We start from the raw sequence: 13,577 nt of genomic DNA on the forward strand, positions 1-13,577 counted from the left end.
GTAGCAGTGCGGCACATGGCCACTTCATGGTTTGCAAGAAAAGTCCGAAATGGCTGTAGGAGCAACTGTCTTGTGCAAATACATGAAAGTTGCCGCGTCCCCTGTGGGAGCGGGTTCACCCGCGAACACCGGCGAAGCCGGTGCCATGCACCGCGTTGATTTCTTCGCGGGTAAACCCGCTCCCGTAGGGATCTGCGGTGCGCTTACGGTATTTGTTATCCGCGCAGGTCGAGCGCCGCAGCCAGGTCGGCTGGCGAATCGAATGCCCGGTTCACATCCGGCAAAGCCGGTCGCTTCAGGATCAGCACAGGTATCCCCAGCTCCCGCGCCACCTCCAGCTTCGGTTCGGTCGCTACGCTGCCACTGTTCTTGCTGATCAGCACATCGATCTTGCGGCGCTGGAACAACGCCCGCTCCTCCTCGATATGGAACGGCCCGCGCGCGCCAATCACTTCGCAGCGATCGTTGCCAGGGCACGTTTCCAACGCACGCAAGGTCCAGAACTGCTCCAGCGGTATCTCGTCCAGATGTTGCAGCGGCTCACGCCCCAGCGTGAACAATGGCCTGCGAAACGGCTTGAGTGCCTCGATCAACCCCGCCCAGTCCTCGACCTCGCGCCAGTCGTCCCCCGCTTGTGTCTGCCAGGCCGGGCGGCGCAAGGCCCAGCACGGAATACCGGCCAAGCGTGCGGCGTTGGCCGCGTTGCGGCTGATCTGCGCGGCATAGGGATGGGTAGCATCGATCAGCAACGTGATGCCTGCATCGTGCAGGTAGTTCGCCAGCCCTTCGGCACCGCCAAAGCCGCCGACCCGAACCTGGCATTGCAGGTCCTGCGGCACCCGGCCGATGCCCGCCAGGCTGTAGACATGCTGCGGGCCCAGGCGGCGAGCGATGGCCAGGGCTTCGGTGACGCCGCCCAGCAGCAGGATGCGCCCGTTCATTGCACACCCGCCCGGCCGACGATGCCACCCTGGCGATCGATGGCGAACACCTCCACCTGCACCTGCGCCGGCACCACGCTGCGGGCGAAGGCCAGGGCGTGGGCGCACACCGCGTCACCCAAGGGAATGCCGGCTGCATGGGCCAGTGCCAGGGCCTGTTGGCTGGTGTTGGCAGTAATGATCGATGCCTGCAGCGCAGCGTCGGCGCCGATGTCCGCCGCCCAGCCGGCCAGTTGCGGCAGGTCGATGCTGGAATGACGGCTGTGCAGGTCCATGTGCCCGGCAGCCAGCTTGCTGATCTTGCCGAAACCGCCGCACAGGGTCAGGCGTGGCACCGGTACTTTGCGCAGGTGCTTGAGCACCGCACCGACGAAGTCGCCCATTTCGATCAGGGCTATTTCTGGCAGGCCATAGACGCGGCGCATGGTGTCTTCGCTGGCGTTGCCAGTGCATGCAGCGATATGCGTGTAGCCGTTGGTGTGGGCGACGTCGATGCCCTGGTGGATCGAGGCAATGTAGGCCGCGCAGGAAAACGGCCGCACGATGCCGCTGGTGCCGAGGATCGACAGACCGCCGAGGATGCCCAGCCGCGGGTTCATGGTCTTCAGGGCCAGTTGCTCGCCACCCTGCACATTGACCGTTACCTCGAAGCCACCGGGATAGCTGCATTCGTCCGCCAGGCGTTGCAGGTGTTCGCTGATCATGCGCCGTGGCACCGGGTTGATGGCCGGCTCACCCACCGCCAGCACCAGCCCCGGGCGGGTCACGGTGCCGACGCCGGTGCCGGCGACAAAACGGATGCCAGGTTCGGCCAGCAGGCGAACCTGGCTATAGAGCAGGGCGCCGTGGGTCACGTCCGGGTCGTCGCCGGCGTCCTTGAGCGTGCCCGCTTCGGCACCTTGGCTGGTGAGGCGGCAGAACTCCAGGCGCATCTGCACCACCTTGCCCTTGGGCAGGGTGATGCTGACGGCGTCGTTGCTCTCGCCACCGAGCAGCAAGCGTGCTGCCGCCAGGCTGGTGGCGGTGGCGCAGCTGCCGGTGGTCAGGCCGCTGCGCAGGGGGGCGGGCTGTTCGCGGGTTTCTTCACGCATTGGCGGGTTTCACCACGTCCAGCAAGGTGATCGGCAGCGCCTGGCGCCAAGTGTCGAACGCGCCCAATGGCTGGGCATGGGCGACATGGACGCGGGTCAGCTCGCCGCCGTGGCGTTCACGGAAATGCGCCAGGGCCAGTTCGCTTTGCAAGGTCACCGCATTGGCTACCAGCCGGCCGCCGGGGCGCAGGTTTGCCCAGCACAGGTCGAGCACACCTTCGCGGGTGACGCCGCCACCGATGAAGATCGCATCCGGTTGCTCCAGGCCCTCCAGCGCCGCCGGTGCCTTGCCGCGGACCAGGTGCAGACCGGGTACACCCAACGCATCGCGGTTGTGTTCGATGAAGCCCTGGCGGCCTTCGTCGGCCTCGATGGCCAAGGCGCGGCAGGCCGGGTGGGCGCGCATCCATTCGATGCCGATCGAGCCGCAGCCGGCGCCCACGTCCCACAGCAGTTCGCCGGGCTGTGGTGCCAGGCGGGCCAGGGTAATGGCGCGGACGTCGCGCTTGGTCAGCTGGCCGTCATGCCGGAAGGCGCTGTCCGGCAGCCCGGCCAGCCGGTGCAGGCGCGGCGCCTCGGGCGTGGCCAGGCACTCGATGGCTACCAGGTTGAGCGCGGCGACGTCGCTGTGCGGCCAGCCCTGGGCGGTGCCGGCCAACTCACGTTCGTCCACGCCACCCAAGTGTTCGAAGACTCGCAGGCGGCTTGGCCCGAAGCCCCGCTCGCGCAGCTGCGTGGCAATTGCTGCCGGGCTGTCGCCGTCGTTGCTCAGCACCAGCAGGCGCACACCGCTGTGCAGATGGGCATTGAGCGCTGCCAGGGGCCGAGCGACCAGCGATACCACCTGCACGTCCTGCAGTGGCCAGCCCAGGCGGGCGGCGGCCAGGGCGCAGGAGGAGGGCATCGACAGCACGCGTATTTCAGCGGCGGGCAGTTGGCGCGCCAGGCTGGCACCGACGCCGTAGAACATCGGGTCGCCGCTGGCCAGCACGCATACTGGCTCACCGCGCAGAGCCAGGACCGGGGCCAGCGAGAACGGGCTTGGCCAGCCCAGCCGTTCGCCGACCACGCAGCGTGGCAGCAAGGCCAGCTGGCGCGGGCTGCCGAAGATCCGCGCAGCGCCCAGCAGCGCGCGCCGGGCCTGCTTGCCCAGGCCGCTGAAGCCGTCTTCGCCGATACCTACAACTGTCAGCCAGGGTGCCATGGATACCTCTTCAAGATCCTGGGGCTGCTGTGCAGCCCATCGCGACACAAGGCCGCTCCCACAGGGAGTGGTGATCCCTGTAGGAGCGGCCTTGTGTCGCGATGGGGTGCGCAGCGCCCCCAAAATTTCTGCTCAAACTCGAATGATGCTCGACCACCGGCTTTTCATGCCGCCGGACAAAGCAGGCATAATACCGCGCCTTCTACACTCAAGCGCATTTTCACAGATTGCCGGACGCCCCTTTGACCCAGGCCCATGCCTCCCATGTATCGCCCCGTCCCTCGGCCTGCCCGGGGTTGTGGCGCATCGTCAGTGCCCGTGATGGCGGCATCTGCCGCATCAAGCTGCCGGGCGGCCTGCTGCTGGCCGACCAGGCCGACGCAGTGGCGGCGGCTGCCGAGCGTTTCGCCGGTGGCGTGATCGAGGCCACCAACCGCGGCAACCTGCAGATTCGCGGCATCGGCAGCGAGCATCGCGGCCTGGTCGAGACACTGCTCGCTGCCGGCCTGGGCCCACGTGATGCCGCCGGTGACGATGTGCGCAACCTGATGCTCAGCCCGCTGGCCGGGCATGACCCGGCGATGCTGCTGGACGCTCGGCCGCTGGCCGGGCAGATCCTCGACCTGCTGGAAGGCACTCCGCGTTTTCACCAGTTGTCGGCCAAGTTCGCCGTGCAGCTGGATGCCGGCGAAAACCTGGCCATGCTCGAACACCCCCATGACCTGTGGCTGTCGGCCCTGCGCCTGGGGCAGCAGACCTGGCTGGCGTTTGGCCTGGCGGGTTGCCCGGCAGACGGCCAGGTGCTCGGTGCGGTCCCGGCGGACCAAGGCCTGGCACTGGTGCGTGCGGTGCTGGAGCGCTTCCTCGACCTGGCCACCCCGGCACAGTCGCGCATGCGCCAGTTGCTCGAGGTGTGTTCGGCAACCGATTTCATCGACGGACTCGGCCTGGCCATCCGCCGCGACGCCGCCGTGCTCGCATGGCGGCGTGAACCGCGCAGCGTCTCGTGGCTGGGCGTCCTGCCCCAGGCGCAGAGCGTCGCCTTGGGCGTTGCCCCGCCGCAGGGGCGCCTGACCCCGGCCATGCTGCGTGGCGCTGCGCGCGTTGCCCGTGAACATGGCGATGGCAGCCTGCGCCTGAGCCCCTGGCAAAGCCTGGTGCTGACCAACCTGCAAGCGCAACACATTGACCACGCCCAGGCCGGGTTGTCCGCACTGGGCCTGCTATGCCATGACCATGAGCCACTGGCCCGCATAAGCGCCTGTACCGGCGCCAGTGGCTGTGCCAAGGCCCTGGGCGAGACCAAGGCCGACGCCGTCACCCTGGCTGCACTGCTCGGCCCTGGCGTGCCCGGCAGCGTGCACTTGTCCGGTTGCCCCCGATCCTGTGCCGTGGCCCATGTTGCCCCGGCCACCCTGCTGGCCCGTGCGCCGGGCCGTTACGACCTGTACCTGCGTGATGCGCGCTTGCCGGGCTTCGGCGCCCTGCGCGCCACCGACCTTACCTTGAATGAAGCAGGCGCCATGCTCGACCTGCCGACGGAGCACCTTGATGATTGACTACATCCGCGATGGTCAGGAGATCTATCGCAATTCCTTCCGGATCATCCGCGAGGAAGCCCGACTCGAGCGGATCCCCGCAGACCTCGAAAAGCTCGCCGTGCGCGTGATCCACGCCTGTGGCATGGTCGACGCCATCGATGGCCTGCAGTTCTCCGAAGGTGCCGGCCGGGCCGGGCGCGAGGCGTTGCTGAACGGCGCGCCGATCCTGTGTGATGCGCACATGGTCGCCGAAGGTATTACCCGCGCCCGGCTGCCCGCCGACAACAAGGTCATCTGCACCCTGCGCGACCCGAGCGTACCGGGCCTGGCGAAAGACGCCGGCAACACCCGTTCCGCCGTGGCCCTGGAACTGTGGCGACCGCACCTGGAAGGCAGTGTGGTGGTGATCGGCAACGCGCCTACCGCACTGTTCTACCTGCTGGAAATGCTCGACGCCGGCGCCCCGAAACCAGCACTGATCCTCGGTTTCCCGGTCGGCTTCGTCGGTGCCGCCGAGTCCAAGGCGATGCTCGCCGCCGACAGCCGTGGCGTGCCGTTCGTGATCATGCAGGGCCGCCTGGGCGGCAGCGCGATGGCCGCCGCCGCGGTCAACGCCCTCGCCACGGAGGTGGAATGATGGTGCCGCGTGGACGTCTGCTGGGCCTGGGCGTGGGCCCTGGCGACCCTGAACTGATTACCCTCAAGGCCTTGCGCCTGCTGCGTGAAGCGCCCGTGGTCGGCTACTTCGTGGCCAAGGGCAAGCGCGGCAACGCCTTCGGCATCATCGAGGCGCACCTGCAGCCCGAGCAGACCTTGCTGCCGCTGGTCTACCCGGTAACCACCGAAGCGCTGCCAGCGCCGCTGTCCTATGAACAGGTGATCAGCGACTTCTACGACGAGGCCAGCGTGCAGGTAGCCGAGCACCTGGATGCCGGCCGCGACGTGGCGGTGATCTGTGAAGGCGACCCGTTCTTCTATGGTTCCTACATGTACCTGCACGACCGCCTGGCGCAGCGCTACGAGGCCGAAGTGATCCCCGGCGTCTGCTCGATGCTTGGTGGCGCCTCGGTACTGGGCGCGCCGCTGGTGTACCGCAACCAGAGCCTGTCGGTGCTGTCTGGCGTGTTGCCGGCCGAAGAGCTCAAGCGTCGCCTGGCCGACGCCGACGCAGCGGTGATCATGAAGCTTGGCCGCAACTTCCCCAAGGTGCGCGAAGTGCTGGCCGAACTGGGCCTGGACGGGCGCGCGCTGTATGTGGAGCGGGCGACCATGGCCAACCAGAAGATCGTGCCGCTGGACCAGGTCGACCCACAGTCGTCGCCGTACTTCTCGCTGATCATCGTGCCGGGTGAAAAATGGCAGGGCTGAACATGCACCAGGCACCGGCGATCGTCATCCTTGGCCAGGGCAGCCTGGCCACGGCGCAGCGTATCCAGCAGTGTTATCCACAAGCATCGATCCATGGCCTGGAAGGCCGAGTCGAGGGTGCCGACCTTTGCTACACCGCGTTCGGCGATACCCTGCGTGGGCTGTACCAGCAGAACACACCGATCATCGCCCTGTGCGCGGCGGGTATCGTCATCCGCAGCCTGGCCAGCCTGCTCAGCGAGAAAGGTGTCGAACCAGCGGTACTGGCCGTGGCCGAAGACGGCAGTGCCGTAGTGCCGTTGCTCGGGGGCCTTGGCGGGGTGAACGTGATGGCGCGCGAAATCGCTGAAGCACTGGGCGTTGCTGCGGCCATCACCACCAGCGGCGAGCTGCGTTTCGGCACCTGTCTGCTGAACCCGCCACAGGGCTATGCGCTGGCGGATATCGAGCAAGGCAAGCGCTTTGTCTCCGACCTGCTGGCTGGCGAGGCGGTGCGCATCGAAGGTGACGCGCCGTGGCTGCAACAGGCGCAGTTGCCTGCCAGCGAGGCGGCTCGGCGTACCATCCATGTGGGGCACCAGGCGCGCCCGGCCAGCCGCGACGAGCTGCTGATCCACCCGCGTTCGGTGGTAGTGGGTGTTGCTGGCGGCAGCCTGGCCAGTATCCGTGCGGCATTGCAGCAGGCCGGCATCGCCGAGCCTGCAGTGGCCTGCCTGCTGGCCGACGAGCAAGCCATGGCCGACAGCGCCCTGCACGAGGCCGCACAGGCCCTGGGGGTTGCCTTGCGCTTTGCTGCCAGGACGCATGATCTGGCCGGGATGGTTGCTGCGGCATTGCCTGCTGCGCAGCTGATCGAGGTGGCAGACGTGGTCATCGCGGTGGCGCCTGCCCCGGTCGAGGTGGCGCAGATCGGTCGTCGTCGGGGTCGCCTGGCGGTCATCGGCCTGGGGCCAGGTGCAGCCGAGCTGATGGTGCCGGCGGTCAAGGCCGAGCTGGAGCGGGCCGAGGATGTGCTCGGTTACGAAACCTACGTGCGCATGGCCGGCCCGTTCCGTGACGACCAGGTGCTGCACTGCACCGACAACCGTGAAGAGATGCAGCGTGCCCGGCATGCCTTCGAACTGGCAGCCCAGGGCCGTTCGGTGGTGGTGGTGTCGTCGGGTGACCCGGGTGTGTTCGCCATGGCAGCTGCGGTACTTGAAGCGCTGCACGAGTCTACGGACCCGGCCTGGCACCGGGTGGATCTCGAGATCCTGCCGGGGGTGTCGGCCTCGCTCGCGACCGCCGCCCAGGCGGGTGCGCCGCTGGGGCATGACTTCTGCGTGATGTCGCTGTCGGACAACCTCAAGCCGTGGTCGATCATTGAAAAGCGCCTGGACCTGGCGGCGCAGGCCGACCTGGTGCTGGCGTTCTACAACCCGATTTCCAAGGCAAGGCCGCACCAGCTCGGGGTAGCGCTGGAGGTCGTGCGTCGGCATCGCGAGGGGAACACGCCTGTAGTCCTTGGCCGTGACATCGGTAGGCCGGGGCAGACGCTGAAGGTCGTCACATTGGCCGAGCTGCTGCCGGAAATGGTCGACATGCGCACCATGGTGCTGGTGGGATCATCTACAACCTGCGTGTTTCCTCGCCTCTCGGGTGGGGTGTGGGCCTACACGCCGCGTTGGTACCCGTCGGCCAACTAGTTGCACCGGAAACCCTTCAGCGCGCTGCATCGTGGGCGCGCTGGCTAAGGTGGTTGCCCCTGACTCAAGGGGCAACCATCTAGGAGTTTCCACATGTCCGAAGAAACACAAGTCACTACCACTGACGCGGCCATTCTGGTCGAAGGCAACCTGCTGGCCTGCGGCGCAGGCATGTCTTCGCAAAGCCGTCATGACGTAAAGAATGCCTTCCACTTTGCCACCTTGGTGGCTGACAAATCCTTCGATGCCGAAAAGCAGAGCAGGGAGTGGTACGAGCGGTTCATCGATGTCATGCGTGATCTTGGCTTTACCATCCCCAAGCGTAGTTTCGAACTGGAAACCTCGGCGGAACTGTCTGTCACCGTAGGCGCTGTAGCTGTACGGGCGATCGGTGTGGTGGGGAATGCAATGCTGGGGGGTACCAAGTTGGGTGAGCTGGCCAAGATGGCCTTCGACAAACTGACTACCGTCGAAAATGACGCCAAGGTGCTCGACCACAAACGCAAGAACAAGGCCAGGGGCATGGTCGGCATGGCGGCCTGCATCGAAACCGATAACAACGATGTGGTCATGGTGGTGAGTTGCATCCAGGCGTCTGCCCCGCAGCTGGATGATGACATCCTGGGTATCCAGTGGAAGCTGGACAAGACCCACTACTACGCCGGCACGGCTGTGCTTACTCTCAACACCTTCGTCTACGACAAAATCCGCGAAACCGTGGAAAACAAACTCGGCGTGCGCAGTGTCGAGAACATTCTCCAGTACGACATCTGATCGCAGGGCGGCGTTGCAACGCCGCCTTGTTCGGGTCTTTGTGACGAGGCAACACAATGGATAGAGCAGCTGAACAACTCATGTTGATTGGCGGAACGGCATTACTGTATCGCGCAGACACTGGCCAGATTCAGCGTCAGGCTGCCTTCGACTCCATCCTTTACGCCCAGTTGGTGGCCAACAGGAATGCGGGGTCACGCTTTGACAACTATGAAGCCTGGTATGACGCCTATCGCGAGGCATATCGGCAACTGGGCTGGATCAAGCTGGCCAGTACGCATGACCTGAAACAGTTGGGGCAACCCGCGCGCAGCGCGCAGATACAGCCGCTCGAGGCGTGGCTGAAGATGCGCTCGATCCGTCATGAGGCCGTGCTGGCTGCAGTAAGAAGCGGCCTGGGCCGATCGATCGAAGGTTTTCGCCACCAGCTGAAGTTCAGCACGCAGGGTTCGCAGCTGGTGATCGAGCTTGGCCTGCTCAAGCCGGGGCCGGCGCTTGACCTTTGCAGTATCACCCTGCAATTCGACAAGCCGATCGCCGGCATCTCTCAGGACATGCTGCTGGTCGAAAAGGCGCTGGAGGGCGAAGCCAGGTTCAATGGCGTTTCCTTGCTGCTGGATAACGGGCGTTTCCAACGTCAGCGAGATGAACTGCAGGCATTGATGAAAACCAAGGATGCACTGGGGGAGTATCGGTTCGACCCTCATGCACCAGTAACAGGAGCACAACATGAGTGAAGCCATATCTGCTGTGATCGGCGCAGGGATTGTTTCGTTTCTGCCGGGTATTCCCACTGCGCAGAAAAACAAAGTGCGGCTTGCCCTGGCGATGGCTGAGCGGGCCACCGAAACGGCTTACAAGGAAGGGCTGATCCAGGACTGGTTGGCCTACTACCGCAACCAGCTGAAATTCATGGGCTGGGACGCAGTTACTGCCGAGCAGGTGCACTGGCCTGAGGAGGGCCGGGTCAGGCAAACCGACAAGGTGCTTGAAACCATTGCCGCAACCGCCGGCGATCATTTTGCCTCGGCAAGTGGTCAGTCCATGCGCAAGCTGTTGACCAAGCCGCCGGTTCTGCAATCGCTTGAGCGCTGTGCCTATGAGCGGCAGCATTTTCAATTGCTGCCCTGCGCGCCTGCAGGGGCGAATCGTGTCGACATGGTGCTGTATCACGAAACGGATAATCGTTCGGCGTTCCGGGCAGGCTTCATCAGCCACAAGCGCAGCCTCAAGAATGTGCGAGCGGAGTTGATACGCTTCAACATCCTGGCTTTCGAGCAGAGTTTCTTGCCCAAGGTGCAGGACCGCGTCGTGCAGGTTTCCTTGAAGCGCATACTGGATTTCGACATCTAGGGCGCGAGGTAGCCTTTGATGCCTGTGAAGATGATTTGTGCAGCCAGGGCGCAGACGAACAGCCCCATCAGGCGGCTGACGATCTGCAGGCCCTGGTCGCCGAGGATGCGCTCGATACGGTGCGACAGGTACAGCACCAGGCCCACGGTGAAGCAGGCCAGGGCGATGCTGATGATGGCCAGCAGCTTGTCGTCCCAGTGCGGGTGGCCGACGCCCATTACCAGCAGTGCACCGATGGTGCCGGGGCCGACGGTCAGCGGGATGGTCAGCGGCACGATGGTGACATCCTGCTGCACGTTGTCGGCCTGTACCGCGGACTTGCCTTGGGCCATGCCCAGGGCCGAGATGAACAGCACGCTGCCGGCGCCGATGCGGAAGGCGTCGGCGGTGATGCCGAAAATGCCGAAGATCGCCCGCCCGAACAGGTACAGCAGGACACTGGAGATCAGCGCGGCGATGGCCACCTTCCATGCCAGCTGCTTGCGCTCCTTGCTGGAGTGGCCGCGGGTCAGGCTGATGAAGCACGACAGCACGAAGAACGGGCTGTAGAGCACGAGCATTTTCAGGTAGACGCTGAACAACTCATGGAGCATGGGGGCTAGTCCAGGCAGTTATGGCTGGGCAGAGTTTATCAGCAGATTCTATTGATAGCCTGTGCCGGCCTCTTCGCGGGTGAACCCGCTCCCACAGGGATAGCATTGCCTTCAGGCCTTATGCAGTACCTGTGGGAGCGGGTTCACCCGCGAAGAGGCCGGCACAGGCGCCTCAGATCAGGAACTATGCACCGGATCCACCTTGGCTTCCCGGTGATTGGCCCAGTACTGGATCAGCTCTCGCAACTGCGACAGTTCCACCGGTTTGGCCATGTGCCCGTCCATGCCCGCCAGGCGGGCGCGTTCCTTGTGTTCGGCAAGTATGTGCGCGGTCAGTGCCACCACCGGGGTGCGCTGGCGCTGGTTGGCGGCTTCCCAGGCGCGCAGCTGCTGGGTGGCCGAGAAGCCGTCCAGTATCGGCATCTCGCAGTCCATCAGCACCAGGTCATAGCGCTGCGCCTTCATCGCCTGCAAGGCCTCTTCGCCATTGCTGGCGGTGTCGGGCTCGAGGTTGAGCTTGCCGAGCATGCCGCGGATCACCTTGGTCGAAATGCTGTTGTCCTCGGCGACCAGCACGCGGAAATCGCCGGGCAGGTCCAGTGCCTGGGGGATGCCGGGCAAACTGGCTGGTATGGCTTGCTCGCGGCCGCGCTGGGCCAGTTCTTCGGCCAGGGTGGTTTTCAGCGTATAGCCCGCCACCGGCTTGGCGAGGATCCGCTTGACTCCGGCGTTACGCGCAATGACCTTGCTCGGCGCGTTGCTGATGCCGGTGAGCATCACCACCAGGATGTCGTGGTTCAGGCTCGGGTCTTCCTTGATCTTGGCGGCCAGCTGCATGCCGGTCATGCCTGGCATGTTCTGGTCCAGCAGCACGGCATCGAAGTAGTCGCGCAGGTGGGCCTTGGTGCGCAGCAGGGCCAGGGCTTCCTTGCCCGACGGGACCGCGCTGACGTTCATGCCCCAGGCACTGCACTGCTGTACCAGCACCTTGCGGCAGGTGTCGTTGTCGTCCACCACCAGTACGCGAGCATCGCGCAGCGGGCTGTCCAGGTCGGCTGGTGGCTGTTCCAGGCGCGAAGGGTCCAGCGGCAGGGTCAGCCACAGGGTGTTGCCCATGCCGGTGCTGCTCTTGATGCCGAACTCGCCCTGCATCAGGCCGATCAGCTGCTTGGCGATGACCAGCCCCAGGTGGCCGCCCAGCTTGTTGCTGGACAGGAAGTGGTGGCTATGCAACTCGGCCTGCAGCAGGGCTTCGCGGTCAGCGGCGGGCAACGGTTCGCCGCTGTCCTGCACGGCGATGCGCAGGCGCGGTACCTCGCCGCGCTGGTCCAGCGCCACTACCAGCAGGATCTCGCCCTGGTCGGTGTTTTTCAGGGCATTCTCCAGCAGGCTCGACAAGGCCTGGCGCAGGCGCGTCGGGTCGCCGCTGATCACCCGTGGTACCTGCGGCTGGGTGAAGCTGATCAGTTCGATGTTCTGCTGTTCGGCCTTGGCGCGGAAGATGTTCAGGCAATCTTCGATCAGCGCGTTGAGGTCGAACTGCACGTCATCGAGTTCGATCTGCCGGGATTCCAGCTTGGAAATGTCGAGAATCTCGTTGATCAGCGTGAGCAGTTCGTTGCCGGCGCTGTGAATGGTCTGCACGTAGTCGCGCTGCTTGACCGACAGCGGCGTGCCCAGCAGTAGCTCAGTCATGCCCAGCACGCCGTTCATGGGGGTGCGGATTTCGTGGCTGATCTTGGCCAGGAACTCGGCCTTGGCGTTGATTTCGGCATCGCTGGCGGCCAGGGCGCGGCTGGCGCTGAAGCGCTCTTCGCTCATGCGCCGCAGGCGTTCGCTGACTGCCAGGTTGAGCAGCAGGCCGCTGGCCACGGTCAGCCCCAGCAGGATGCACAGCAGCCAGGGCGTCGAGGTACGGGTCAGGCCCAGCAGCGCTGGCAGCAGCACCAGCCCACCGAGGTTGAACACCACCATGGCCAGGCTGAACAGGCGTGCGGGGGCATAGCCCTTGTACCAGTGGTAGCTGCTGACCAGCAGCATGCTCACGCTGCCCAGGGCCATCAGGGCGTAGGTCATCAGGTTGAGGGGCAGGGTGTCGACGAACAGCAGCACCAACCCGCTCAACCCGACCACCAGCATCTCGCCCTGCAGCAGGCGGTTGAGCCGTGGCGAGTTGCATGGCGAGAAGAAATGCTGGGTGAAACACAGCCCGGCCAGGCCGGCCAGGACCAGCGTCAGGTATGCGGCGGGCGTCTGCGCGCTGTGCCACACGTGCCACCAGGGGCCGCTGAGGTTCAGCAGGATCAGACCGCTGAGCAGCATCAGGCCGTGGTACAGCGCCAGGATCAGGGTGGTGCTGGAGCGGCTGTAGAGGAAGCGGATCAGGTTGTGCATGATCAGCATCACCAGGCCGCCGAACAGCATGCCGAACAGCAGCGGCTGGCGCTGGTCGGAGGCTGCCACGGCCGCAGGCTCCAGGCTGATGGCCGGGCGCAGCTGGTGCTCGGAAACCAGGCGCAGGTAGATATCCAGGGGTTGCTTGCTGTTGGGCAGGGGCAGTACATGGTCGCTGCCACGCAGGGTCGGGCTGGCATTGCCGGCCTGGCGCCCGTGGTGCAGCTGACGCAGAAGCTGGTCGCCCTCGAGGGCGTAGAGGTCCAGGCCAGAAAGGTCTGGGGCGAAAACCCGCAGCAGTTGTTCCTGCTCGCCGGGCTCCAGGCGGTAGTGCAGCCACAGGGCCTGTTCCGCAGGGGCGGCATCCAGGTCGGCGAGTACCAGCGGGCTGAACTGGTTGCGGTAACGCTCGGAGCGCACGTCGCTCAGTTGCAGGTTGGCCTGTTCGTCGAGCAGAACGGCCCAGCCTCCGTCATGTTCGGCCGCAGCCGGGAACATGCAGAGCAAGGTCAGCAAGCTGACGATCAGAGCTGAGGCAATCCGAAGCCGACGCACTACGAAATCCCTTCTTAGCCAAGGTGCCGGGTATTAACTATGCGCGGCGCGCCAAGTCGAAGGCAAGGCCCCTCGGGG

General features: G+C 65.2%; 12 protein-coding genes. 7 read left to right on the plus strand and 5 right to left on the minus strand.

From position 1 onward, the window contains the following. Nucleotides 1-215: 215 nt before the first annotated feature. From ACGLHT_RS03975 to cbiE, 3 genes are read right to left on the minus strand one after another with little or no spacing between them, the layout of a single operon-like run. Nucleotides 216-941 (minus strand): cobalt-precorrin-6A reductase, encoded by a 726-nt coding sequence (locus ACGLHT_RS03975; protein WP_013974383.1) that lies wholly within the window; start codon nucleotides 939-941, stop codon nucleotides 216-218. Continuing rightward, nucleotides 938-2,032, minus strand: a complete 1,095-nt coding sequence (locus ACGLHT_RS03980; RefSeq protein WP_013974382.1) for a cobalt-precorrin-5B (C(1))-methyltransferase — start codon at nucleotides 2,030-2,032, stop codon at nucleotides 938-940. The genes ACGLHT_RS03975 and ACGLHT_RS03980 overlap by 4 nt, the downstream gene beginning before the upstream one ends. Continuing rightward, nucleotides 2,025-3,236 (minus strand): precorrin-6y C5,15-methyltransferase (decarboxylating) subunit CbiE, encoded by a 1,212-nt coding sequence (gene cbiE, locus ACGLHT_RS03985; protein ID WP_274120280.1) that lies wholly within the window; start codon nucleotides 3,234-3,236, stop codon nucleotides 2,025-2,027. The genes ACGLHT_RS03980 and cbiE overlap by 8 nt, the downstream gene beginning before the upstream one ends. A gap of 227 nt (nucleotides 3,237-3,463) precedes the next feature. On the opposite strand from cbiE, the gene cobG reads away from it, so the two are divergent. The 7 genes from cobG (at nucleotide 3,464) to ACGLHT_RS04020 (ending at nucleotide 9,957) form a co-directional block, all read left to right on the plus strand. Next, on the plus strand, nucleotides 3,464-4,795 hold the full coding sequence (gene cobG / locus ACGLHT_RS03990) for a precorrin-3B synthase (protein ID WP_024087797.1): 1,332 nt from the start codon (nucleotides 3,464-3,466) through the stop codon (nucleotides 4,793-4,795). Further along, a complete protein-coding gene (locus tag ACGLHT_RS03995) occupies nucleotides 4,788-5,414 on the plus strand; it encodes a precorrin-8X methylmutase (protein ID WP_003257545.1) in 627 nt (208 codons plus the stop codon). Before cobG ends, ACGLHT_RS03995 begins: the two co-directional genes overlap by 8 nt. Continuing rightward, entirely contained in the window at nucleotides 5,411-6,145 is a 735-nt protein-coding gene (locus tag ACGLHT_RS04000; protein WP_013974378.1) for a precorrin-2 C(20)-methyltransferase, read from the plus strand. The genes ACGLHT_RS03995 and ACGLHT_RS04000 overlap by 4 nt, the downstream gene beginning before the upstream one ends. Continuing rightward, a complete protein-coding gene (gene cobJ / locus ACGLHT_RS04005; RefSeq protein WP_274120281.1) occupies nucleotides 6,133-7,830 on the plus strand; it encodes a precorrin-3B C(17)-methyltransferase in 1,698 nt (565 codons plus the stop codon). The genes ACGLHT_RS04000 and cobJ overlap by 13 nt, the downstream gene beginning before the upstream one ends. 93 nt (nucleotides 7,831-7,923) lie before the next feature. Next, complete coding sequence (locus ACGLHT_RS04010) at nucleotides 7,924-8,604, plus strand: hypothetical protein (protein ID WP_025340786.1); 681 nt, start codon at nucleotides 7,924-7,926, stop codon at nucleotides 8,602-8,604. 56 nt (nucleotides 8,605-8,660) lie between these two features. Beyond that, a complete protein-coding gene (locus tag ACGLHT_RS04015) occupies nucleotides 8,661-9,341 on the plus strand; it encodes a hypothetical protein (protein WP_274078592.1) in 681 nt (226 codons plus the stop codon). Next, nucleotides 9,334-9,957, plus strand: coding sequence for a hypothetical protein (locus ACGLHT_RS04020; RefSeq protein ID WP_274120282.1), 624 nt, complete (start codon nucleotides 9,334-9,336; stop codon nucleotides 9,955-9,957). The genes ACGLHT_RS04015 and ACGLHT_RS04020 overlap by 8 nt, the downstream gene beginning before the upstream one ends. Here ACGLHT_RS04020 and ACGLHT_RS04025 read toward each other — a convergent pair. Next, the gene (locus ACGLHT_RS04025) at nucleotides 9,954-10,550 is read right to left on the minus strand and encodes a MarC family protein (RefSeq protein WP_025340783.1); all 597 of its coding nucleotides are present in this window, start codon (nucleotides 10,548-10,550) and stop codon (nucleotides 9,954-9,956) included. The two genes, ACGLHT_RS04020 and ACGLHT_RS04025, sit on opposite strands and share 4 nt — an antisense overlap. Nucleotides 10,551-10,727: 177 nt before the next feature. Next, nucleotides 10,728-13,499, minus strand: a complete 2,772-nt coding sequence (locus ACGLHT_RS04030; protein WP_025340782.1) for a hybrid sensor histidine kinase/response regulator — start codon at nucleotides 13,497-13,499, stop codon at nucleotides 10,728-10,730. Nucleotides 13,500-13,577: the final 78 nt, after the last annotated feature.

It is taken from the genome of Pseudomonas sp. PsB (genome assembly GCF_043658375.1).
GTDB lineage: Bacteria > Pseudomonadota > Gammaproteobacteria > Pseudomonadales > Pseudomonadaceae > Aquipseudomonas > Aquipseudomonas putida_Z.